Raw genomic sequence first — 22,808 nt, 5'->3', positions numbered from 1 at the left:
CACATGCGCAGCCGGTAGCGCTCTTCCACAGCACGGATTCCCCTGTTGTCTTCCGGTTTCGTGCTGAGCCGCAACACAACAAGCAACGGTTTCGCCTCCTGCTTCACCTGTGAGGGTTGACAAGTACGAAACAACAGTCAAAATCAGGCAACATCAAGAATGCACCGGAGGGAAACGGGCATGTATGGCGCAGAGCGTCAACAGCTGCTGGCGCAGCAGGCACGCACGGACGGGCGGATTGATGTCACCGCCACGTCCGAGGAGTTTGGTGTAGCGCCCGAAACCATTCGGCGGGATCTCGCCGCTCTGGAACGGCAGGGCCTGGTTCGCCGGGTCTACGGTGGCGCGATCCTGGTGGAGCGGCTGGATTTTGAGCCCGAGGTGAACCAGCGTGACCAGACCCGCTCGGACGAGAAGGATCGGATCGCCCGCGCCGCGCTCGACCTGGTGCCCCAGCGCGGAACCGTACTGCTGGACGCCGGTACCACGACCAGCCGCCTGGCAGCGTTGCTGCCGCAGAGGCGGGACCTGACGATCGTCACGAACTCGCTGCCCGCTGCCTCGCAGCTCGCCGCTCGCAACCACACCAACCTGCACATGCTGGGCGGCCGCATCCGGGGTACGACGCTGGCGACGGTCGAATCCTGGGCACTCGACGTCCTGGACGATTTGACCGTGGACATCGGCTTCTTCGGGACGAACGGTTTCTCCGTCGCGCGGGGGTGCACAACACCGGACACCGCCGAATCCGCGGTGAAGGCAGCGATGGTCCGGGCTTGCCGCCGTCGCGTGCTGCTCAGCGACCACAGCAAGTACGGCGACGACCAATTCGCCCGGTTCGCCACGCTCGGCGAGATCGACGTCGTGGTGACCGACAACGGTCTCGACGAGCAGGCCGTGGCCGAACTCAACCAGGCCGAGGTCGAGGTGGTGCTCGCATGATTTCGACGGTCACGCCCGACTCGAGCCTGGTGGTCGAGGAATTCGCATGCGGCGCGGCGAGCCGCACGGCCGAGATGGGGCGTCAAGGTGGCGCGCGGGCTTGCCACCGCCACGGGGTGTTCGGGTAGCGGGGCTCGCCTACCTCTACCGGAACTTGCCGGGGAATCAAGGACCACAGCTTGGAGGGCGTCGCCTCGTCATGCGCCGGCGCACCGATGAGGCAGTCACGAAGACTTTTTGGGGGGATGCAAGGGAATCGCGAGAGGAGTGCCATGTTCGACATGTCCCGAAGAGTGCTGTTCCAGCTCGCTGCGGCAGGAACAGCTGCGTGGACGATCCCGCGCGCCCGGGAGAACCGCCCGGTTTTCCTGGAAACCTACCGGTCGGAGTTCCACTTCACCGTCCCGGAAGAGTGGAAGAACGATCCGCAGCGGCCCGTCTTCATCAACGACACGTACCACTATTACTACTTGTACAACGCCGACTACACCGGCGGCGGGTCGGGCACTGCGTGGCGGCTGGCCACGACCCAGGACAATGTGGTGTTCCGCGACGAAGGGATCGCGATCCCGAAGAACACCACGCCCAACGGTGATCTGTGGTCCGGCTCGGCGGTCGTCGACACCGACGACACGGCAGGGTTCGGGGCGGGCAGCGTCATTGTGCTCGTCACGCAACGCGACCACGCCAATGGTGACGCGCAGGCGCAATTCCTCTGGTATTCGACCGACTCCGGCCGCACCTTCACGCCGCGAGGCGGTGGTCCGGTGCTGCCGAATCCCGGCGTGCCGGACTTCCGCGACCCGAAGGTCGTCCGGGACACCGACCGCGGACGCTGGGTCGCGCTCGTGGCGGAGGGAAAAAAGATCGGCTTCTACGCGTCTCCTGATCTCCAGCAGTGGCATTACACCGGTGGGTTCGTCAAGGACGGCCTTGGGTTGCTGGAGTGCCCCGACTTGTTCCGGATCGAGGCAGCCGATGGCTCGGCGACGTGGATCCTCGGGGTAAGCGCCAACGGCAAGGCCTCGGGGTTGCCCAACACCTACGCCTATTGGACGGGCGAGTTCACCGGCGACTCGTTCCTCGCGGACACCGCCGAGCCACGGTGGCTGGACCACGGTTTCGACTGGTATGCGGCGGTGACCTGGGAGAAGTACGTCGGCGGGAGTGTTGACCCGACCCGCCGGTACGCGCTGGCGTGGATGAACAACTGGGATTACGCGCACAACACGCCGACTGTTCAGACCGACGGGTTCAATGGGACGGATTCGATCGTCCGGGAAATCTCCCTGCATCAAACCGCCGAGGGGTTAGCCCTGGCGTCCCGGCCGGTTGAGGCGCTCGATGCCCGGGTCGCGAGAACGCTCGAGCTCGGAGACCTGCGGGTGGAGGGCCACCGAGATCTGCCGTACCAGGGCGTCGCCTACGAGATCAGCGCGGAGGTGACCTGGGAACAGGTGCAGAACGTGGGCATGCAGCTGCGCAAGTCCGGCGACGGGACGCGGCACGTGGATGTCGGGGTGTTCGGCGACTACGTCTACGTCAACCGGGCCGCCACCGGTCATCCGGACGAGACCGGGCGGTGGCTGGAGAGCCGGTCCTCGTTCGATCCGGCTGCCAAGCAGGTGCGGCTGCGCGTTCTCGTCGACCGCACGACGATCGAGGTCTTCGTCGACGACGGCCCGCACACCCACTCCCACTTGGTGTTCCCGGACCCTGCCGACACTGACGTCACGCTCTTCGCGCTGGGCGGATCCGCGCTGTTCTCCACGGTGCTGGTCCGCGAGTTCAACCCGATCCGATAGGTCGAACACGATCAGCTCGCCGGCCTCACATCGCCGAGACGCTGTGCCCGGTCATCAGCGACGTGCGCCGAGCTTGCCGACCGCTGGTGGGCCTACGTCCGCTACCTGGCGGACCACGAGCACGGCTCCTGGCGACACGAGCGCGGTCCCGACAATCTCCCCAGCGCCGACGTGCGGCCGGCCAACCGATATCTACCGCACCTGTCAGGCCCTGCTACCCGAACTTCCGATCGTCCCGTCGTTCGCTGCCGCACTGGCCGACGGTCGAGCGGACCGTCCCACGACGACACTTCCCGTTACTCAGCCCCGGATCGAGGAAGGTTCCCGGCATGAAGAACGCACCGACCCTGGCAGGCAATCCTGCCCGGAGACACCTCGCGCTGCGCAGCGCTGTCATCGCCGCGCTCGGCGGCCTGTTGTTCGGCTTCGACACCGCCGTGATCTCCGGCACCACCGACGCGCTGCAGCAAGTGTTCTCTCTGAGCGCAGCTGGCCTGGGCTTCACCGTCGCGACCGCACTGCTCGGCACCATCGTCGGTGCCGCCGCGACCGGGATCTGGAAGCCGGCCGACCTGTTCGGACGCAAGAAGGTCCTCTACGTAATCGGAATCCTCTACCTGGTATCCGCCCTCGGCTCCGCCCTCGCGCCCGACTGGGTGTCCTTTATGGTGCTGCGCTTCGTCGGCGGTATCGGGGTCGGCGCGGCCGCCGCGGTCGCACCGATTTACAACGCCGAGGTGTCCCCGCCCAAACTCCGTGGCCGCATGGTGGGGCTGTTCCAGTTCAACATCGTGCTCGGCATCCTGCTGGCCTATCTGTCGAACTACGTCCTGCTTCAGCTGGCGCCCGAAGCGACGGCTTGGCGGTGGATGTTCGGAGTCGAGGCGTTGCCCGCGCTCGCGTTCGTGCTCTTGCTCGTCCTGGTACCGGAGAGCCCACGCTGGCTACTGAAGGTGGGGCGGGTGGCAGAGGCCGACCGCGTGATCGCGGCCCTCGTCTCGGACCCGGACGAGGCACGCCTGGCCCGCAAGGAGATCACCGAGGCGCTCGAGACTGACGGCGCGGAACATCGCACCAAGTTCTTCATCCGCCCGCACCGCAAGATCATCTTCCTCGCGTTCGCGATCGCAGCGTTTAACCAGCTCTCCGGGATCAACGCCGTGCTGTACTACGCCCCCTCGATCTTCGAGTCAGCTGGGATGGGGGAGAGCGCCTCGTTCCTCAGCAGCGGCGGTGTCGGGCTGATCAACCTGATCTCGACGATGCTCGCTCTCCTCGTGATCGACCGGCTCGGACGGCGCAAGTTGATGCTGATCGGATCGTTCGGTTACCTGGTTACCCTGGGCCTTCTCGCGGCAACCTTTCTCAGTCAGGGGGATGCGTTCTCCGGCGGGGCCAGCCTGCTCGTCGTGGTCATGGTGATGCTGTTCGTCGCCGCGCACGCTTTCGGTCAGGGCGCTGTCATCTGGGTCTTCATCTCCGAGATCTTCCCGACCTCGATCCGCGCCCGTGGACAGGCGTTCGGCTCACTGATCCACTGGGGGTTCGCGGCCGCCATCTCCTGGATCTTCCCGCTGCTGGCCGAGGCGGTCGGTGGCGGGATGGCCTTCGCCTTCTTCTTCGTGTGCATGGTCGGCCAGCTCGCCTGGGTGCTGTTGCTGATGCCGGAGACCAAAGGCGTCCCGCTGGAGAAGCTGAAGGGCGTGCTCGGGGTGCAGGATAACCCGGAAATCCACCCGGACTCCGGTCAGTCCCGGGCCAACCCCACCTCGTTCTCCCACGACTGACCGGACACTGACCGTCGCTACCCCAGGTCGACGAGAGTGGCCGACCTGGGGCCCGACGTAACAGCAGAGTCCCGCGCCGGGTCAGCACTCCGACCACGGAAGGTAATGCCATGCGCCAGGTAGTCCTCGTCATGGGAGTCCCTGGTCGACATCGTGCACGCGCGAGACCGATCAATGGCCAGTTACCCGGAGGTAGCGCCGCCGACGTCGCCCTCGCCCGTCTCGGCAGACCGACCTGTTCGCGACCAGCTACTCCGACGACGAGCACGGCCGTCTCATCGCCGACCGCCTCAGGCGGGACCAGGTACGTCTCGCCACTGATGTTGCCGCTATCGATCACACCTCGTCAGCGATCGCGATGAACAATCGTGAGGATTGTGTCCACCTCGACGGCGATGGTGCATTACACGACCGCTGGCAGCGGGCCCGGCTTGGCGCTGGTGCATGGCACCGGGGCGGATTCGGCGCGTCGAACTCCGGCCACCTCGTCGACCGGTTCACCGATACGAACACGGTGATCACGCCGGAATCGGCGCCACCGTCGATGATGGAGCCCGATCAGTTCGGAGGCCTTGACTGAACAGATCGCCGCGGTGATGCGCGACGCATCCGACGAGCCAGTAGACCTGGCCGGGTTCTCGCCGAGCACTCGACCCTGAGCCTGACCGCCGATACCTACACCAACGTCCTACCCGAGGTCGCCCGCGAGGCTGTCGAGCGGACGGCAGCGATCATCCCGAGGGCAGTCACCGGAACTGGCTGTGTCACCCCACGTCACACGGTGATCTTGAGCAGAGCTGACGAAGGAAAACCTGGTCACAAAGGGTGCCCCCGGTGAGATTCGAACTCACACTGGACGGATTTTGAGTCCGCTGCCTCTGCCGGTTGGGCTACGGGGGCTGGTGCCGTTACAGCATACGGGACGGTTGATCAGCTCGCGTGGGTGGGGTGGTGCGGTTTCGGATGGTGTCGCGTTGGTCACGCGCCCGGTTTACATCGGCGTGAGGGTGTGCGCGGTAAGCTGCGGTTTCCCCGGTGCAACCGCATCGGCCGACCCGAGTATGACCAGGAGGACCCGGTGACCACGCCGGCTACCGAGGACCCACGCGAGGACAAGCCCGTCGAACGTCGCGTACTCGTGGCCGAGGACGAGGCGTTGATCAGGCTCGATTTGGTGGAGATGCTTCGCGAAGAGGGCTATGAGGTCGTCGGTGAGGCTGGGGATGGCCAGGAGGCGGTTCGGCTGGCCGATGAGCTGCGGCCGGACCTGGTCATCTTGGACATCAAGATGCCGAAGATGGACGGTATCGAGGCCGCGTCGAACATCGCGGGCGATCGCATCGCCCCCGTGGTGATCCTGACGGCGTTCAGCCAGCGGGACCTCGTCGAGCGGGCCCGTGACGCGGGGGCGATGGCTTACCTGGTCAAGCCGTTCGCCAAGCGGGATCTCGTCCCGGCCATCGAACTCGCCGTCTCCCGGTTCACGGAGGTGCAGGCGCTGGAAGCGGAGGTCGCCGACCTCTCCGAAAGGCTGAACGCGCGCAAGACGATCGAGCGCGCCAAGGGGTTGTTGATGAACAACCACAACCTTTCCGAGCCGGAGTCGTTCCGCTGGCTCCAGCGCACCGCCATGGATCGGCGGACGACGATGAAAGCCGTCGCCCAAGCCGTGCTGGACAACCTCGGATGACAGGAAGCCCCGGCCACTCGCCGGGGCTTCCTCCATCCGCGGTCTCACCCGCACCGAACGTCTCGACGCCGACGGCCTCGTCCGCGCCGCCCTATTCCGCACCGACCGGTAGTGACCCGGGTTACTGCGCCGGGGGTTGATCGCGCAGGAGGCAGCTCAGCCGCGCCGTGCAGGTGCGCTTCCCGTGCTCATCGGTGATGACGATCTCGTAGGTGGCGGTCGACCGTCCGCGATGCACTGGGGTCGCGACGCCGGTGACCAGGCCGCTGGTGGCGGCTCGGTGGTGCGTGCAGGAGAGTTCGAGACCGACCGCCGCGCGGTCCGGAGCCGCGTGGAGACCGGCGGCCACGGAGCCGAGGGTTTCCGCGAGCACGGCGTTCGCGCCACCGTGCATCAGACCGTAGGGCTGGCGGTTGCCCGCCACCGGCAGGGTCCCGACCACACGATCGGGGGTTGCTTCGGTGAGCTCCATCCCCATTCGGTGTCCGAGCTGTTCGTTGCCTGCCGCCGTGACCTGTCCCGCAATGTCATCGGGGCTGGTCATCGCCTCGCCGTTGTCGGTGGCCGTCACCGTGTGTGCCTCCTCCGCCTCCGCGTACGCGCTGTCAGGGGCTAAGCCTAGACTCGCACGTCGTGATGGCATCAGAAGACCGGCGCCTGCTGTTGATCGACGGCCACTCGATGGCCTACCGCGCGTTCTACGCCCTGCCGAAGGAGAACTTTCAAACCGGCACCGGGCAGCACACCAACGCGGTGTACGGCTTCACATCGATGCTGATCAACCTGTTGCGCGACGAGCAGCCCACCCACCTCGCGGTCGCGTTCGACGTGTCCCGCAAGACGTTTCGCAGTGAGAAGTTCGCCGACTACAAGGCCAATCGCGGCGCCTCGCCGGACGAGTTCAAGGGGCAGGTCAGCCTCATCCAGGACGTGCTCGCGGCGCTGAACATCCCGGTGCTGAGCAAGGACCACTACGAGGCCGACGACATCATCGCCACGCTGAGCACCGCCGCCACCGGCGAGGACTTCAAGGTCTCGATCTGTACCGGTGACCGCGACGCGCTGCAGCTGGTCGACGGCGACATCACGGTGCTCTACCCGACCAAGGGGGTTTCGGAGCTGACCCGCTTCACCCCGCAGGCGGTGGAGGACAAGTACGGGCTCTCGCCGCAGCAGTACCCCGACTTCGCCGCACTGCGCGGGGACCCGTCCGACAACCTGCCCAAGATCGCGGGTGTGGGGGAGAAGACCGTCACGAAGTGGATCCAGCAGTTCGGTTCGCTGGCCGAACTCGTCGACCGGGTGGACGAGGTCAAGGGCAAGGCGGGCGAGAAGCTGCGGGAGAACCTCTCGTCGGTGCTGCTCAACCGGCAGCTGACCGAGCTGGTCCGGGACGTGCCGCTGGAACTCGGACCGCTCGACCTGGAAACCCGGCAGTGGGATCGTGACGCCGTCCACCGCTTGTTCGACGATCTGGAGTTCCGCGTGCTGCGGGACCGGTTGTTCGCCACGCTCTCGTCGGCCGAACCCGAGGTGGAAGAGGGCTTCGAGGTCTCCGGCGGCATCGTCGAGCCGGACGGGCTGGGGGCGTGGCTGGACGAGCACGCCCGCGCGGGCCGGGTGGGGCTCGCGTTCACCGGGAACTGGGCGCGCGGGCGCGGTGATCTGGCGGGGATCGCCTTGGTCAACGGTTCGGGCGAGGGCGCGTTCGTGGACGTCCCGGCGTTGTCCGTGGCGGATGAGCGGGCACTCGCGGGGTGGTTGTCGGATCCGGCGGTGCCGAAGGCGGCGCACGACATCAAGGGCCCGTTGCACGCCATCCGGGACCGGGGCTGGCAGTTGGCCGGGTTGACGAGTGACACGGCGCTGGCTGCGTACTTGGTTCGCCCGGGGCAGCGCTCGTTCGACCTGCCGGATCTGGTCGTGCGCTACCTGCAGCGGGAGCTGCGCTCCGAACAGGGTTCGGGTGACGGGCAGCTGTCATTGCTCGCGGACGAGGAGCAGGTCAAGGCGGATGCTGCCGCGGCCGAACTGGTTCGGGCGAAGGCAGTGGGTGATCTTGCCGATGCGCTCGATGTGGAGCTGGCTCGGATCGAGAGCGGCGCCTTGCTGACCGATCTGGAGCTGCCGTTGCTGGAGGTGATCGGCGAGCTGGAGGAAGCGGGCATCGCGGTGGATTCCGACCGGCTCGACGAGCTCGGGGCCAGGTTCGCCGCACGGGTCAAGCAGGCCGCGCAGGACGCTTACGAGGTGATCGGCAAGGAGATCAACCTCGGGTCGCCCAAGCAGCTGCAGGTGGTGTTGTTCGACGAGCTCGAGATGCCGAAGACCAAACGCACCAAGACCGGCTACACGACCGATGCCGAGGCGCTGCAGGGGTTGTACGAGAAGACCGAGCACCCGTTCCTGCAGCACTTGCTGGAACACCGCGACGCCACCCGGCTCAAGACCACTGTGGAAGGCCTGCAGAAGGCGATCGATGATGACGGCCGGATCCACACGACGCTGAACCAGACGATCGCGGCCACGGGGCGGTTGTCCTCGACCGAGCCGAACCTCCAGAACATCCCGATCCGGACCGAGGAGGGGCGCCGGATCCGCGAGGTCTTCGTCGTCGGCGCGGGCTACCGGGAACTGATGACCGCCGACTACAGCCAGATCGAGATGCGCATCATGGCTCACCTGTCGGGCGACGCCGGGCTCATCGAGGCTTTCCGCACCGGTGAGGACCTGCACAACTTCGTGGCGTCCAAGGCGTTCGGCGTACCGATCGACGAGGTCGACCAGGAACTGCGCCGCCGGGTCAAGGCGATGTCCTACGGATTGGCTTACGGGCTGTCGGCGTTCGGCCTCGCCCAGCAGTTGCGGATCTCGTCCGAAGAGGCCAAGGCCCAGATGGACGCCTACTTCGCCCGGTTCGGCCGGGTGCGCGAGTACCTGCACGAGGTCGTCGACCGGGCCCGCAAGGACGGCTACACCTCGACCATCCTCGGACGGCGCCGCTACCTTCCGGATCTGAGCAGTGACAACCGGCAGCGCCGCGAAATGGCCGAGCGGATGGCGCTCAACGCGCCGATCCAGGGCAGTGCGGCCGACATCATCAAGGTGGCGATGCTCGGAGTGCGGCGAGCGATGGGCGAAGCGGGACTGCGTTCCAGGATGCTGTTGCAGGTCCACGACGAATTGATCGTCGAGGTGGCGGACGGGGAACGCGACGAGGTGGAGCGGATTCTGCGCGCGCAGATGGCGGACGCGCACCACCTCGATGTTCCGCTGGAGATCTCGGTCGGCGTGGGGAACTCCTGGGACTCGGCCGCGCACTGAGGAGGTTGCGGCTGCATCACGAATCCTTCGTTCGGCTGTGGCGTGACCCTCCGGAGTTCTCTCCTGGCGGAGCGCGTTCGGTGGGGCCCGCCCGGACGGTTGACGCATCGTTCCGGTTAGCCTGCGTATCCGCCGGTTTCGCGCCGGCACATCATTATCGGGCCGAGGTGCGCGGCTGACCTCGGAGGAGAGGAACATGATCAGCATCGACAGAGTGGACCACCTGGTCCTCACCGTGGCCGATGTCGATCGGGCAGCGGAATTCTACGAGCGGATTCTGGGCATGAAGACGGTGACCTTCGAGGGGAACCGTCGTGCCATGAGCTGCGGGCAGCAGACGATCAAGCTGCACGCGGCGAGTGAGCTGGTGGAACCCACCGCGACTCACCCGGTGCCCGGCTCCGCCAACCTGTGCGTGATCACCGACAGTGCCATCAGCCAGGTGCAGGAGCATTTGCGCGCGAACGAGGTGCGCATCGAAGAGGGGCCGGTCAGCAGGACCGGCACGTTCGGGCCGATCACGTCCCTGTATCTGCGCGATCCGGACGGGAACTTGATCGAGGTGGCTCGGTACGACGATCCGACCGTGGAGAACCCGGTCACCGAATCCTGATGGACCGGTTTTCGGTGGCGTGTCCGCTCGTGAGGGGACGTGCCCGCGTTCGCGACGGATGATTCGACCGGCGCGAACGGCGGGCCGTCCCGGCCACCGGTGCGGGGTGGTTTCGCGCACCGACCGCGGGTCGGCGCGCGAAACCCGGTGGGACTCCTACAGGGACAGTTCGGGCTTGAGCCTGCTCGGCGTCCACAGTCGCTGTCGCCACGCGGCGACGGTGCTCAACAGCAGACCCGCGAACAGGTAGCACGCCAGTACTCCGGCGGCCGTCCCGACCGGCTCCATGCCGGACCCGCCGTAGATCAGGTGGCGCAGTCCGCTGACGACGTAGCTCAGCGGCAGGGCCTGGTGCAGCGGGTGCAGTGGCTCCGGGATCGTCTGCCACGGGAACGTGCCGCCCGCGGTGATCAGCTGCAGGACCAGGACCACCAGGGCGATGAATTTGCCCCGGGGCCCGAACGCCGCGTTGAGCGCGTGCACCAGGGCCGTGAACGCGAACGAGGTCAGCAGCAGGAACCCGAAGGTCAGCCACGGGTGGGCCGGGGCGAGTCCGAGGCCGAAGACGACGGCGGCGTAGAGCAGCGCGACCTGGCAGACGCCGACGGTCGCGGCGGGTAGCCACCCGCCGAGTGCGACGCGCCACGAGGCGACTCCGGCGGACAGTGCGCGGTTGGACAGCGGGCGCATCAGCAGGAACAGCACGAAGCCGCCGATCCACAGCGCCAAGCCGAGGAAGAACGGCGCGAGTCCGGCTCCGTAGTTCTCCGCGCTGGACTGTGCCTCGGTGTCGACCGCGACCGGGTCGGCGATGGTTTCGGCGGTGGATTCCCGGGTGGGGTCGTCGAGGTTGGGGATGTCGCCGGCTCCGTTGTCGAGCTCGTCGGCGAGGGTGGTCGATCCGTCCGCGAGTTCGTCCGAACCGGCGGAGAGTCGTGCGGTGCCCCCGGCGAGCTGGTCGGCGCCGTCGGCGAGGGCGTCGGCCCCGTTGAGCGCTTCCCGTTCGCCGGCGTGCAGTTGTGCTGCTCCGCTGTCGAGTCGGGCGCTGCCGGCTTCGAGTTCGCCGGCACCGGTTGTGAGCCGGCCGATCGCGGTGGTCATGGCGGGTGTGGCTTCGGCGAGTTTGCGGTTGCCCTCGGCCACCTGGTGGGCACCGTCGGCGAGTTCGCGCAGCTGGCCGACCTGGTTCTGGACCTTCTCGTTGGCGTCGGTGACGGGTTGGTTGATGTCGTCGATCCCGTCGAGGATCCGTTGGATGTCGGACTCGCTCATCCCGGTTCGCCGAAGTTGGTCGGCGATCTCGGCCTTGGACCGATCGAGGTTGTCGACGAGTTCCTGGGAGAAGCCGCCGAGGTTTTCGGCTTTGGTGGCGAGTTGTTCGTTGCCGTGGGCGACCCGGGCCGAGCCGTCGGCGAGGGCGGCGGTTTGTTCGGGCAGTGGTGCGGTTTTGTCCTGGAGCTGCTGCAGGCCGCCGTGCAGTCGTCCGGCGCCGTCGTGGAGTTGGTCGGCACCGTCGGCGAGCTGTTCCGCCCCGTCGGCGAGTTCGTAGTGACCGTTGAGCAGTTGGTGGGCGCCGTCGGAGAGTTCGCCTGCGCCTTGCTGGGCGCTGTCGAGTCCGTCGTCGAGTTGTCCGGCTCCGTTGGCGAGCTTGCCCGCGCCGTCGGCTGCTTCGAGGGTCTTGTCGTGCACGGTGTCGAGGCCGAGCAGTAGTTGGTCGGCGGCTTCGGTGCCCGCGTCCTTGGCGACGGCTCGGCTCACCTCGGAGGCGACTTGGTCGGCGATGGTGCCGACCAGGTAGTTGTTGGTGTCGTTGGTGATCAGCCGCAGTTGGGCTTGTCTCGGTTCGAATTCTCCGGGGGAGAGCAGGGCCCCGGAGAAGTCCTTCGGGACGACGAGGGCGAAGGTGTATCGGCCGGCCGCGACTCCGGCTTCGGCTCGGCCCTGGTCGGTGCGCTGCCAGTCGAAGGATCCGGAGTCGACGAGCTTGTCGTAGACTTTCCGGCCGGCCTGCAACGAGGTGCCGTCTTCCCGGTCGGCGCCTTCGTCTTCGATGACGACAGCGGCGGGAACCGAGTCCAGGCGGCCGTAGGGGTCCCAGTTCGCGTAGAGGTACAGCGCGCCGTAGAGCAGTGGCACGAGCGTGATCGCGACGAGCGCGAGAACGGGTAGTTTGCCCGAGGTCAACCTGCGGAGTTCGGTTCGGGCGAGGCGGAACGTGGTCATCGAGCACCTTCAGCTTGGTCCGTTGTGGACGGATCCGGTTCGGTCCCGTCCGCGCCGATGCGGACGGGGTCGATGTCGAGTTTTTGGGCGGAGTGCTCCGAGCAGAGCACGATCACGGCACGTCCTCGGTCGGCTTCGCGCCGGGCGAGGGCGTACCAGTGGGCGGGGTCGCCGCCGTGCCGGTCGGGACAGTCGAGAACGAGGGCCTCGACTCCGCGCGCTTCGACGGCCAGGTCCATCAGCAGCCGGAGGCGGCTCGGTGGGGGCAGGCGTTCGAAGCGTTCGTTCGCGCGCTCGTCGAGTTCACGCTCGTGCAGCCAGGATCGGACCTTTCGCCGTCCGGATCGTCTGCCAGCGATGCTGAGCCCTTCGGCGACGGCGTCGCGAACGGTGATCGCGCCGTCGGGCTCGGACACGGCGGGCGCGTCCACCACCGCGACTCTGCGGCGCAACGCGGCGAGGTCGCTCGATCCGTCCAGTCGCACGGTGCCCCTGGTGGGGCGTAGTCGACCGGACAGGGCCAGGGCGAATGCGGTGCGTCCGGAGTTGGGGTTGCCGGTGACCAGGATCGCTTCACCGCTCCGCGCGTGCAGGGAGGTCGGCACCAGCAGGGTGCCGTGCGTTCCGATGACCTCGACGCTGTCAGCGACGATTTCCACGCCGTTCTCGACTCCTCGCGTTGTGACCGGTGCTCCCGGCCTTGCGAGCGTCAGCGCAGCGCGGTGCCGGGGCGCACCTCCCACGTGGTCCACAGTGGCCGGTACCCCTGCCGGGGCCAGAACACCGAGGAAAGTGGGTTCGGTGTGTTGTAGTACAGGAAGCTGCCGCGGACCCCGGCGCGGGCGAACTCGTTGTGCGCCGTGTCCATCAGGGTTCTGCCGACGCCGGTGTCGCGCGCCTGCTCGTGCACCGACAGGCAGTTGACGTAGGCCCACTTGCCGGCGGGTAGCCGGTGTCGACCCTGGTGCTTGTCGGTGTCGATCCAGCCGCACTCGGCGAGCGCGATCGGTGTTCCGTCCCGTTCGGCCAGCCAGACCGGGTCGTCGGAGTGCAGGCGCACGTGGGCTGCGGTCCGCTTGAGCTGGGCGGCGTCCGGGCGGTGCACCGACCCTCCGACCAGGGCGGCGTAGGAGAGCTCGGCGAGCGTGAGCTCCACGACGTCGTCCAGATCGGCCGGTCCGGCGCGGCGCACCTTTACGGTACCAGACAGTTTCGTATCTCGACTCGGTGCCGCCTCCCGGACGGCCAAGCAGGTCAGCGGGGTCATCCCGTGATCGAGGAGTGCCCTGGTCGCCTCGGCATCCCGGCTCGGCCAGGTGACCATGCAGCAGGAGTCCGCGGCCGATGTTCCGTGCTCGGAGAACCAGTCCCGCCAGGCGTGCAGCAGGGCGTCCATCCCGACTCGCGGCCGGTTGCCCAGCAAGGGGAAGAGCTCGTAGGTATCGGCTGCCTGCCAGAGGCTCTGCAGGGATCCCGGCGGGGCGGATGTTCGGGTGATCAGTCCTGCCGCCACCTCGTCGCCGGGCAGCCGGGTCATGATCGGCTCACCGCGCGGGAGCGCGAACGACTCCGGCAGACGCGGGTCCAACGCGGTCAACCGCGCCCGCTGCGCGTCGAACAGTTCCTGCGCGGTGCTCACGGTCTCTCCCAGGCGTTGTCCGTAGCCGGGGCCGGGCGCTTCGATTCGTCCACGGGTGGACGAATCGAAGCGCCCGGCGCGATGTCAGAGCGGAAGATCAGTCGCGCGAGTCGAGCTCGCAGCAGAAGATCGCGGTGCCGGGGAACAGCTTGCCGCGGAGCGGGCTCCACTGGCCCCAGACGGCGGTGTGGTCCTGCGGCCACTCGGGTTCGATCAGGTTGCCCAGGCGCATTCCAGCTCCCGCGATCTGCCCGACGAAATCCCCCAGGGTGCGGTGGTGCTCGGCATAGGTGGCGCGTCCGTCGGCGTCGATCTCCACGTACGGGGAGCGGTCGAAGTAGGACTGCGCGACGGTCAGTCCGCCCGGTCCCGGATCGTCCGGGAAGATCCACCGCATGGGGTGGGTGACGGCGAAGACCCAGCGCCCTCCCGGTCGCAGCACGCGTGCGACCTCGCGCATCACCGCGCCGGAATCGGCCACGAACGGCACCCCGCCGAAGGCCGAGCAGGCGATGTCGAAGGAGTCGGTCGCGAACGGCAGCACGTCCGCGCTCGCTTGCACCAGCGGAACGTCGATGCCGGTGCGCGCGGCCCCGTCCGCCGCGTGCCGGAGCATTCCCGCCGAGATGTCCAGCGCGACCGGACGTGCGCCTTGGCTGGCCAGCCACCGCGAACAGCTCGCCGATCCGGAGCCGACTTCCAGCACGTCCTTGCCCCGCACATCCCCGAGCAATCGGGCGTCTTCTTCGCGCAGCCGTTCCGGGCACCAGACGAAATCGCTGAGTCCGAGGAAGTCGCCGTGTTCGGCCTGGTAGTCGTCGGCGTCGGCGTCCCACCACAACCGGTTCGCCGAACGGGACTCGGAGGCATCCACGGTGCGTTTGGTCACACCGACGGTGCCGAGGGTGTGCTCAGCCGTAGCGTGGCTGTCAGCGGCCGGTTCCTCGTCGCCTGGAAGGTCATCGGGACGAGTCAAGGTGTTCCTCCGGCTGGTGTGGGTATGGCTCGAACGTGATGCATTCGAGTCCTCCGACGTTGCGCAGGTGGTCTGCCGACGACACGGTTTGCTCGACGATCGAGAGAGCGCGTACGATACCGCCCGCACCTAGGGTCTTTCGTCGTCCCCATGTTCTGCCCGCGCGGCCGGCCGTGTTCAGCACCGTGTACAGCACGTTGACCACCCGGTCGGCTTGCCGGAGCGGCGCTCGAAACCATCGGGATCCGTCCCGGCGAAAGCCGGGCGATTCCGTTGCGAGCGGGGCGCCGAGCGAGGCCCCGGGTGCATTGCACACGCAATCCAACGACCAACTATCCGTACCGGAGCAACCCACCTGATGTCCACCGACACCACCACCGTCCCGACTGCCGCAGCCAAGCCGCAGGTCGCCGTGAACGACGTCGGGACGGAGGAGGACTTCCTCGCCGCCGTCGACCTCACCATCAAGTACTTCAACGATGGCGACATTGTTGAGGGCACCATCGTCAAGGTCGACCGCGACGAGGTGCTGCTTGACATCGGCTACAAGACCGAGGGCGTCATCCCCTCCCGCGAGCTGTCGATCAAGCACGACGTCGACCCCGCCGAGGTCGTTACCGTCGGCGACTTCGTCGAAGCGCTTGTCCTTCAGAAGGAGGACAAGGAAGGCCGACTGATCCTCTCCAAGAAGCGTGCGCAGTACGAGCGCGCCTGGGGCACCATCGAGGAGCTCAAGGAGAAGGACGAGCCGGTCAAGGGCACCGTCATCGAGGTCGTCAAGGGCGGCCTCATCCTCGACATCGGCCTGCGCGGCTTCCTGCCCGCGTCGCTTGTCGAGATGCGTCGCGTCCGCGACCTGCAGCCCTACGTCGGCCGCGAGCTCGAGGCGAAGATCATCGAGCTGGACAAGAACCGCAACAACGTGGTCCTGTCCCGCCGCGCCTGGCTGGAGCAGACCCAGTCCGAGGTCCGCAGCGAGTTCCTCAACCAGTTGCAGAAGGGCCAGGTCCGCAAGGGCGTCGTGTCCTCCATCGTCAACTTCGGTGCGTTCGTGGACCTCGGTGGAGTCGACGGACTGGTGCACGTTTCGGAGCTGTCCTGGAAGCACATCGACCACCCGAGCGAGGTTGTCGAGGTCGGCCAGGAAGTCACCGTCGAGGTGCTCGACGTGGACATGGACCGCGAGCGCGTCTCGCTGTCGCTGAAGGCCACCCAGGAAGACCCGTGGCGTCAGTTCGCCCGCACCCACGCGATCGGTCAGATCGTGCCGGGCAAGGTCACCAAGCTGGTGCCGTTCGGTGCGTTCGTCCGGGTCGACGAGGGCATCGAGGGCCTGGTCCACATCTCCGAGCTGGCCGAGCGTCACGTGGAGATCCCGGAGCAGGTCGTCCAGGTCGGCGACGACGTGATGATCAAGGTCATCGACATCGACCTGGAGCGTCGCCGGATCTCGCTCTCGCTCAAGCAGGCGAACGAGGGCTTCACGCCGGACTCGGAGTTCGACCCCACCCAGTACGGGATGGCCGCCGAGTACGACAACGAGGGCAACTACATCTACCCCGAGGGCTTCGATGTGGAGACCCAGGAATGGCAGGAGGGGTACGAGACCCAGCGCGAGGAGTGGGAGCGCCAGTACAGCGAGGCCCACACGCGTTACGAGGCGCACATGCGTCAGGTCCAGAAGGCCGCTGAGGCCGACGCGGAGGCCGCTGCCGCGGCTGCGGCGGGTGCCAACACCTCGTCGTCCACCTCCTCGTCTTCCTCTTCGTCCTCGTCCTCTTCCTCCTCGTCTTCCTCTTCCTCTTCCTCCTCGGAGGAGCAGGGCGACGGCGGGGACTACTCCTCCTCGGCCCCGGCCGAGCAGCAGGAGGACTCCGGTTCGCTGGCCAGCGACGCTCAGCTCGCTGCCCTGCGGGAGAAGCTCTCCGGCGGTGCGTGAGCCGGTACTCGCCCGCTGAACGGATAGTGCGAACGGCCCCGCGTCTCGAACGAGGCGCGGGGCCGTTCGGCGTTCCGGGGACGTCGAGCCCAGGAGCCCACGCCTCGGCTCGGGAGACCTACTTGGGACTGGACAGCCGACCTGACAGGATGAGCCGCGTGTTGCGGGTTGGGCTCAGTGGCGGAATCGGGTCGGGCAAGTCCACGGTGGCGCGCCGGTTGGCGGAGTGGGGCGCGATCGTCATCGATGCGGACGTCATAGCTCGCGAAGTGGTCCGACCCGGCAGTGCCGGGTTGACGGAACTGGTCGAACGCTTCGGCCCGGACATCCTCGATGCCGACGGGGCGTTGGATCGTCCCGCGATGGCCGCGCGCGTCTTCGGTGATGAGGAGTCACGTGCAGCGCTGAACTCGATCACCCACCCCCGGATCGGGGCACGAACGGCCGAGTTGATGGCCGAGGCACCCGAAGACGGGATCGTCGTGCACGACATGCCCCTGCTGGTCGAAGCGGGTTACGCGGCCGACTACCACTTGGTGGTCATCGTCGACGCGCCGGAGGAGGACCGGGTGCGACGGTTGATCGACCGGGGCCTCGACGAATCCGACGCGCGCGCCAGAATCCGTGCGCAGGCCACCGGAGAGCAGCGGCGTGCGGCCGCGGACGTCTGGATCGACAACAGCGGCCCGGTGGAGGGCGTGCTGGGCGAAGTGGACGAGCTGTGGCAGCAGCGCCTGGTGCCGTTCGAGCGGAACCTGCGTGCGCGGCGCCCGCCGGAGCGGGAACCCGGCCGGTTGATGGACTCCGATCCGGAATGGCCACGCACGGCGCGGCGGTGGATCGCGCGCATCGGTCGGGCAGCGGGGGAGCGGGCGCTCCGGATGGATCACATCGGGTCCACGGCGGTGCCGGGTCTGCCCGCGGAGGACCTGCTGGATGTCCAGCTCACCGTCGCCTCGTGGGTGGATGCGGAGGCGATCGCCGAGCCGTTGGCGCAGGCGGGTCTTCCGCGTCGTCCGGACGTGGCGTACGACCCCGTCCGGGACATCGAGCCGGATCCCGCCCAGTGGCGGAAGAGCTTCCACGTGTCGGCTGATCCCGGGCGTCCACTGAACCTGCACGTTCGGGTGGAGGGGACCGCGGGATGGCGGTACGGATTACTGTTGCCCGCGTGGCTCCGGGCGACCCCGGAGGCTCGCGAGAAGTACGAGCGGGTGAAGCGGGAAACCGTCGCTCGGGCTGCCGCCGAGCCGAGCGGGGGAGATCGCGCCGAGGCCGAAGATCCGTGGTTCGCCGAAGCGCTGCCGTTGGCCGACGAGTGGGCGGCGGAGACCGGCTGGTACCCGTAGGTCTCCGCGCGCTGTCGGGTTGTCCCCGGCTGGAGCGTGGTCGTGGTGCTCGGTCAGCCGCGTGCCCGCGCGCTCGCCGATGTCACCAGAGGTCGAAGATGCCCCGGTGCGCCAGCCACTGGTTGAGGTCCCGTTGCCTGCTGAGCTCCTCCAGCGTGCGGTGCACGATCTGGAAGGCGTGGTCGGCCTCGCCCGGGCGGATGATGCCGGCGGAAACAGCTGCGGCGAAGTCCTCGGACTGCACGATGCGCGCTGGTCCGTGATCGGCCACCTGGAGACCCAGCAGGAGGTCCGTGGTCTTCCACGATCGGGTGTCGCGTTCGATGTGAACGGCCGTGAGCATGCTCGGTTCCCGCTTGGAGTGCCTCCGCCGAGGCCGGTATCGAGTGAGCCGCAAGCCCGGTTCGGGGAGCAGCCAACTGATCTCCGCCTCGTGCGCCGGATCTTCCGGCGTCGGGCATTCCAGCGAAAGTCCCCAGCGCTCCAAGCGGCATGCTTCCAAAGGCGTTACCACGCCCGAGGGATGTGACCGCTGCGAGCTGAAGACATCGACGACGTCGACCAATTGCGGAGTAACCACGGTGCCCACACGGAAACCGTAACGTGAAATCCGCCACTAGTGATCAACAACGCAGTTCTTTAACGTAACTTTTCCGGCGTCGTTAGATCTCGATCCGGTGATGGCAACCTGTTTCACCATCCTGGCGGTTGCAGTCAGCGACCAACGGTGGAAAGTTCAGTGGGCTGCGGCTGCCAGGAAAGGTCCACGCCCTTCTCACGCAGCCAGCGGTCGAGGTCGTAGCCGTGCCGAGCCAGCCCGTCGACCGCGTCGTAGGCGGTTTCCAGAGCGCGCTGCGCGGTCGCGGTGTCGAGCAGACCCGCCCCCGTGGCGAGCGCGAACTCGTCGATGTCCCGCAGTCGCGCCCAGCGTCGGTCACCGACTTCGATGTCCAGGTAGTGGTCGACCGTGTGCCACTGGGTGCTTCCCGTGGTGACCTCGGCGACGTCGAGGTAGTAGTCGAGATCCTGTTCGTGGCCGGGCCACCAGCGCCACCGGCTCACTCGCAGGCCGAGATCGGGCAGCAGCCACGACTCGACGTGCCGCAGGCGGGCGTGTCCGGGGGTGGAGCGTGCCATGTACAGCCCGAACGATTCGACCCGGAATTCGTCGACCTCGCGTGCGCGCTTCTTCGGGTCGGTGTTCGTGCCACGAGTGAGATCGAATGTCTCGACCTTCGGAGGGTGGATGGGAAGTCCCAACTGCTCGGCGATCTCGCGCTGAGTGGTCACACCGACACTGTAGGTCGGTCCGGGGGCGGAACAGAACCGTTGGCGGGAATGAAAAGCCGCGGCGGTCACCGCGACACGATGTCGGTGCGTGCTCGTACCCTCGGGGACGTGGCATTCGCAACTGAGCACCCCGTGACGGCTCAATCGGAGTTCCGGCCGGTCGGCGACATCGAGCGGACGGGTTCCCCGTTCCGCATGGTCAGCGATTACGACCCCTCGGGTGACCAGCCGGAAGCGATCGAGGACCTGGAACGGCGGATCAACGCGGGCGAGACGAACGTCGTGCTGCTGGGAGCCACGGGTACCGGCAAGTCCGCGACCACGGCATGGTTGATCGAGCGTCTCCAGCGCCCCACGCTGGTTCTGGAACCGAACAAGACGCTCGCCGCACAGATCGCCAACGAGATGCGCGGTTTCTTTCCGGACAACGCGGTCGAGTACTTCGTCAGCTACTACGACTACTACCAGCCCGAGGCCTACGTCCCGCAGACGGACACCTACATCGAGAAGGATTCCTCGGTCAACGAGGACGTGGAGCGGTTGCGGCATTCTGCGACGTCGAACCTGCTGAGCAGGCGGGACTGCGTGGTGGTCTCGTCGGTGTCCTGCATCTACGGCCTCGGTACGCCGCAGTCGTACCTGGACAGGTCGGTGGAGCTCGCGGTGGGCGGCGAGATCGACCGGGACCAGCTGCTGCGAACGCTCGTTGACGTGCAGTACACGCGCAACGACATCGCGTTCGCGCGGGGCACCTTCCGGGTGCGCGGCGACACCGTCGAGGTGATCCCCGCCTACGAGGAGCTCGCGGTGCGCATCGAGTTCTTCGGCGACGAAATCGAGCGGCTGTACTACCTGCACCCGCTGACCGGAGAGATCGTCCGCGAGGTCGAGGACCTGCGGATCTTCCCCGCGACGCACTACGTGGCGGGACCGGAGCGGATGGAGAAGGCGATCCGGTCGATCGAGTCGGAACTCGAGGAGCGGCTGGAGCTGCTGGAGAACCAGAACAAGTTGCTGGAGGCGCAGCGGCTGCGAATGCGCACGCAGTACGACATCGAGATGATGCGCCAGGTCGGTTTCTGCTCCGGTATCGAGAACTATTCGAGGCACATCGACGGCCGCGCGGCGGGTACGGCTCCTGCGACGTTGCTGGACTACTTCCCCGAGGACTTCCTGCTCATCATCGACGAGTCGCACGTGACGGTGCCGCAGATCGGCGGGATGTTCGAAGGCGACATGTCCAGAAAGAGGACGCTGGTCGAGCACGGCTTCCGACTACCGAGCGCGGTGGACAACCGGCCCCTCACCTGGGAGGAGTTCAGCGACCGGATCGGGCAGACGGTGTACCTGTCGGCGACACCCGGGTCCTACGAAGTCGGCCAGTCCGGCGGCGAGTTCGTCGAGCAGGTCATCCGGCCCACCGGACTGGTGGACCCGGAGGTCGTGGTGAAGTCGACCGAGGGGCAGATCGACGATCTGGTGCACGAGATCCGCGAACGCGCCGAGCGGGACGAACGGGTGCTGGTCACGACGCTGACCAAGAAGATGGCCGAGGACCTCACCGACTACTTCCTGGAACTGGGCGTCCGGGTGCGGTACCTGCATTCGGAGGTCGACACGCTACGGCGAATCGAGCTGCTGCGACAGCTGCGGCTGGGTGAGTACGACGTATTGGTCGGCATCAACCTCCTGCGCGAGGGGCTGGACCTGCCCGAGGTCTCCCTGGTGTCGATCCTGGATGCCGACAAGGAGGGTTTCCTGCGCTCGGAGACGAGTCTCGTGCAGACGATCGGTCGTGCGGCGCGGAACGTCTCGGGGCAGGTGCACATGTACGCCGACCGGATCACCGACTCGATGCAGCGGGCGATCGACGAGACGAATCGTCGCCGGGCAAAGCAGATCGCCTACAACGAAGAACACGGCATCGATCCGCAACCGTTGCGCAAGAAGATCGCCGACATCCTCGATCGCGTGTACACCGAATCCGACGACACGGAGGAGGCCGTCGCGGTCGGCGGCTCGGGGCGCAACACCTCCCGCGGCAAGAAGCCCAGCGGTGAGAGCTCGGGCAGCGCGGGTGTGCTGGAGGACCGGGACACCAAGTCGATGCCGCGTGCCGAGCTGGCTGATCTGATTCAGCAGCTCGACGAGCAGATGATGAGCGCGGCCAGGGAACTGCAGTTCGAGTTGGCGGCCCGATTGCGTGACGAGATCCACGACCTCAAGAAGGAACTGCGTGGAATGGATGCCGCCGGGATCGAATGAGGCGAGCTCGTGCGGGTCACCTTCCCGAGAAGGTGGCCCGCACGAACCCCGGCCGTGGCGGCGCGGCCAGTGACGGGGCGAGCACGATTCCGTCGGCCTCGTGGGCGGGGCCCGGCCGGTGCCCTGCCAGGCCGGCTCGCACGAGTCGCCCCAGCTGTTGCCCGCAGTGGTGGTAGAAGCGCAGCTGCGTACGGCGTCCGAACGCCGCCCATCCCAGTTTCAGAAGGGGGTCGAGAGTCGGCGAGCGCTGGGAGAATCCGCTCATGATGAACTCGACCCGTCCCGAAGCGGGATGCTTCGCCACCAGGTAGCTCATCTTCCCGCGTTCCAGGTGCCCTTCGAGGGTCTCGTAGGACCATCCCCACACCCGCTCGGGCAGCGTCTCGTCGATGACGCCGGTGACGCGCACCCCCATGTGGAAACGCAGTCCGCAGAAGCGACCCTCCAGGAGCATGTCCCGGCCGAGCAACGGCGCCTCCGGTCGGTAGATGGCGCGCACGCGGTCGGGTGGGGAGAACTCGTAGTCGGCGACCAGCTCGCACGCGGTCTCCCACAGCCCACCTGGCTCGGCCGGCCCCGGGGACTCGGTGCCGAGGTACTGGCGGTGCGCATCGACGTTCCACAACGGGCCGCGCACTTCTTCTGCCAGGTAGTTGATCCGCCGGTCGTGGAGGTCTTCGAGCGCCGCGACGTGGTCGACCCCGGCGAGCAGGTGACCGTGTCGACTCCTCATTCCAACTCGCGCAGGCTGTCGCCGATCAACCACAACGTGGGTGGCCACAGGCCCACGAACAACGCCCGTCGCTCGGCGTTTCCGCGTTCGTCCTGGTCGACGGTCTTGGCCCTGATCCACAGGCCGATGCAAAGGCCGATGGCGCCCACCGAGAGCGGCCGCAGATGCGCACTGCGGAGCCCCGCCCGGTGCAGGAGGTCGAGCATCGCTGACACCTCGCTGACATGTGATCG

The 22,808-nt window shown here is 67.2% G+C and carries 18 protein-coding genes and 1 tRNA gene; 9 read left to right on the top strand and 10 right to left on the bottom strand.

The genetic code is table 11. From position 1 onward, the window contains the following. Window positions 1–180 precede the first annotated feature (180 nt). The 3 genes from ACYVAN_RS22400 (at window position 181) to ACYVAN_RS22390 (ending at window position 4,534) form a co-directional block, all read left to right on the top strand. Window positions 181–942 carry a DeoR/GlpR family DNA-binding transcription regulator gene (locus ACYVAN_RS22400; RefSeq protein ID WP_460962765.1) on the top strand — a complete coding sequence of 254 codons (762 nt, stop codon included), beginning with the start codon at window positions 181–183 and terminating at the stop codon, window positions 940–942. A 272-nt stretch (window positions 943–1,214) separates the two neighbouring features. Next, window positions 1,215–2,747: a glycoside hydrolase family 32 protein gene (locus tag ACYVAN_RS22395; protein WP_460962763.1), complete on the top strand. Its 1,533-nt coding sequence runs from the start codon at window positions 1,215–1,217 to the stop codon at window positions 2,745–2,747. A gap of 329 nt (window positions 2,748–3,076) precedes the next feature. Then, window positions 3,077–4,534 carry a sugar porter family MFS transporter gene (locus tag ACYVAN_RS22390; RefSeq protein WP_460962761.1) on the top strand — a complete coding sequence of 486 codons (1,458 nt, stop codon included), beginning with the start codon at window positions 3,077–3,079 and terminating at the stop codon, window positions 4,532–4,534. An 826-nt stretch (window positions 4,535–5,360) separates the two neighbouring features. Here the strand turns inward: ACYVAN_RS22390 and ACYVAN_RS22385 are convergent. Further along, window positions 5,361–5,434 (bottom strand) — tRNA-Leu (locus ACYVAN_RS22385). A 178-nt stretch (window positions 5,435–5,612) separates the two neighbouring features. Here ACYVAN_RS22385 and ACYVAN_RS22380 point away from each other — a divergent pair. Continuing rightward, window positions 5,613–6,224, top strand: a complete 612-nt coding sequence (locus ACYVAN_RS22380; RefSeq protein WP_460962759.1) for an ANTAR domain-containing response regulator — start codon at window positions 5,613–5,615, stop codon at window positions 6,222–6,224. Between the two features lie 121 nt (window positions 6,225–6,345). Here ACYVAN_RS22380 and ACYVAN_RS22375 read toward each other — a convergent pair whose 3' ends face one another. Next, on the bottom strand, window positions 6,346–6,795 hold the full coding sequence (locus ACYVAN_RS22375; protein ID WP_460962757.1) for a PaaI family thioesterase: 450 nt from the start codon (window positions 6,793–6,795) through the stop codon (window positions 6,346–6,348). A gap of 65 nt (window positions 6,796–6,860) precedes the next feature. Between ACYVAN_RS22375 and polA the strand changes: the two genes are divergently transcribed. Both polA and ACYVAN_RS22365 read left to right on the top strand, forming a co-directional pair. Then, a complete protein-coding gene (polA, locus tag ACYVAN_RS22370; protein WP_460962918.1) occupies window positions 6,861–9,548 on the top strand; it encodes a DNA polymerase I in 2,688 nt (895 codons plus the stop codon). Between the two features lie 196 nt (window positions 9,549–9,744). Further along, on the top strand, window positions 9,745–10,161 hold the full coding sequence (locus tag ACYVAN_RS22365; RefSeq protein ID WP_460962755.1) for a VOC family protein: 417 nt from the start codon (window positions 9,745–9,747) through the stop codon (window positions 10,159–10,161). Between the two features lie 156 nt (window positions 10,162–10,317). Here the strand turns inward: ACYVAN_RS22365 and ACYVAN_RS22360 are convergent, their stop codons facing one another. The 4 genes from ACYVAN_RS22360 to ACYVAN_RS22345 form a co-directional block, all read right to left on the bottom strand. Further along, on the bottom strand, window positions 10,318–12,384 hold the full coding sequence (locus ACYVAN_RS22360) for a YhgE/Pip family protein (protein ID WP_460962753.1): 2,067 nt from the start codon (window positions 12,382–12,384) through the stop codon (window positions 10,318–10,320). After that, a complete protein-coding gene (locus ACYVAN_RS22355) occupies window positions 12,381–13,043 on the bottom strand; it encodes a hypothetical protein (RefSeq protein WP_460962751.1) in 663 nt (220 codons plus the stop codon). The genes ACYVAN_RS22360 and ACYVAN_RS22355 overlap by 4 nt, the downstream gene beginning before the upstream one ends. 50 nt (window positions 13,044–13,093) lie before the next feature. Beyond that, the gene (locus tag ACYVAN_RS22350) at window positions 13,094–14,023 is read right to left on the bottom strand and encodes a GNAT family N-acetyltransferase (RefSeq protein WP_460962749.1); all 930 of its coding nucleotides are present in this window, start codon (window positions 14,021–14,023) and stop codon (window positions 13,094–13,096) included. Between the two features lie 97 nt (window positions 14,024–14,120). Next, window positions 14,121–14,999, bottom strand: a complete 879-nt coding sequence (locus tag ACYVAN_RS22345; protein WP_460962747.1) for a class I SAM-dependent methyltransferase — start codon at window positions 14,997–14,999, stop codon at window positions 14,121–14,123. A gap of 358 nt (window positions 15,000–15,357) precedes the next feature. Between ACYVAN_RS22345 and rpsA the strand changes: the two genes are divergently transcribed. After that, window positions 15,358–16,938 carry a 30S ribosomal protein S1 gene (gene rpsA / locus ACYVAN_RS22340; protein WP_460962744.1) on the top strand — a complete coding sequence of 527 codons (1,581 nt, stop codon included), beginning with the start codon at window positions 15,358–15,360 and terminating at the stop codon, window positions 16,936–16,938. Window positions 16,939–17,096: 158 nt separating this feature from the next. Further along, on the top strand, window positions 17,097–18,287 hold the full coding sequence (gene coaE, locus ACYVAN_RS22335; protein WP_460962742.1) for a dephospho-CoA kinase: 1,191 nt from the start codon (window positions 17,097–17,099) through the stop codon (window positions 18,285–18,287). Between the two features lie 82 nt (window positions 18,288–18,369). Here the strand turns inward: coaE and ACYVAN_RS22330 are convergent, their stop codons facing one another. Next, a complete protein-coding gene (locus tag ACYVAN_RS22330) occupies window positions 18,370–18,876 on the bottom strand; it encodes a hypothetical protein (protein ID WP_460962740.1) in 507 nt (168 codons plus the stop codon). 125 nt (window positions 18,877–19,001) lie between these two features. Further along, entirely contained in the window at window positions 19,002–19,577 is a 576-nt protein-coding gene (locus ACYVAN_RS22325; protein WP_460962738.1) for a ribonuclease FAU-1 family protein, read from the bottom strand. Window positions 19,578–19,655: 78 nt separating this feature from the next. Between ACYVAN_RS22325 and uvrB the strand changes: the two genes are divergently transcribed. After that, window positions 19,656–21,842 (top strand): excinuclease ABC subunit UvrB, encoded by a 2,187-nt coding sequence (gene uvrB, locus ACYVAN_RS22320; RefSeq protein ID WP_460962916.1) that lies wholly within the window; start codon window positions 19,656–19,658, stop codon window positions 21,840–21,842. Between the two features lie 16 nt (window positions 21,843–21,858). On the opposite strand, the gene ACYVAN_RS22315 is transcribed toward uvrB, so the two are convergent. Beyond that, a complete protein-coding gene (locus ACYVAN_RS22315) occupies window positions 21,859–22,575 on the bottom strand; it encodes a DUF1990 family protein (RefSeq protein ID WP_460962736.1) in 717 nt (238 codons plus the stop codon). Further along, entirely contained in the window at window positions 22,572–22,781 is a 210-nt protein-coding gene (locus tag ACYVAN_RS22310) for a hypothetical protein (protein ID WP_460962734.1), read from the bottom strand. Before ACYVAN_RS22310 ends, ACYVAN_RS22315 begins: the two co-directional genes overlap by 4 nt. Window positions 22,782–22,808: the final 27 nt, after the last annotated feature.

This window comes from Parasphingorhabdus pacifica, assembly GCF_054779195.1.
This window is presented reverse-complemented; position numbering and strand designations above follow the sequence as displayed.

Excerpts from the sequence above, each read along its gene's own strand:
- ACYVAN_RS22400 (WP_460962765.1), top strand. The coding sequence starts at position 181 with ATGTATGGCGCAGAGCGTCAACAGCTGCTGGCGCAGCAGGCACGCACG.
- ACYVAN_RS22395 (WP_460962763.1), top strand. The coding sequence starts at position 1,215 with ATGTTCGACATGTCCCGAAGAGTGCTGTTCCAGCTCGCTGCGGCAGGA.
- ACYVAN_RS22390 (WP_460962761.1), top strand. The coding sequence starts at position 3,077 with ATGAAGAACGCACCGACCCTGGCAGGCAATCCTGCCCGGAGACACCTC.
- polA (WP_460962918.1), top strand. The coding sequence starts at position 6,861 with ATGGCATCAGAAGACCGGCGCCTGCTGTTGATCGACGGCCACTCGATG.
- ACYVAN_RS22365 (WP_460962755.1), top strand. The coding sequence starts at position 9,745 with ATGATCAGCATCGACAGAGTGGACCACCTGGTCCTCACCGTGGCCGAT.
- ACYVAN_RS22360 (WP_460962753.1), bottom strand. The coding sequence starts at position 12,384 with ATGACCACGTTCCGCCTCGCCCGAACCGAACTCCGCAGGTTGACCTCG.
- rpsA (WP_460962744.1), top strand. The coding sequence starts at position 15,358 with ATGTCCACCGACACCACCACCGTCCCGACTGCCGCAGCCAAGCCGCAG.
- uvrB (WP_460962916.1), top strand. The coding sequence starts at position 19,656 with ATGTCGGTGCGTGCTCGTACCCTCGGGGACGTGGCATTCGCAACTGAG.
- ACYVAN_RS22315 (WP_460962736.1), bottom strand. The coding sequence starts at position 22,575 with ATGAGGAGTCGACACGGTCACCTGCTCGCCGGGGTCGACCACGTCGCG.
- ACYVAN_RS22310 (WP_460962734.1), bottom strand. The coding sequence starts at position 22,781 with ATGCTCGACCTCCTGCACCGGGCGGGGCTCCGCAGTGCGCATCTGCGG.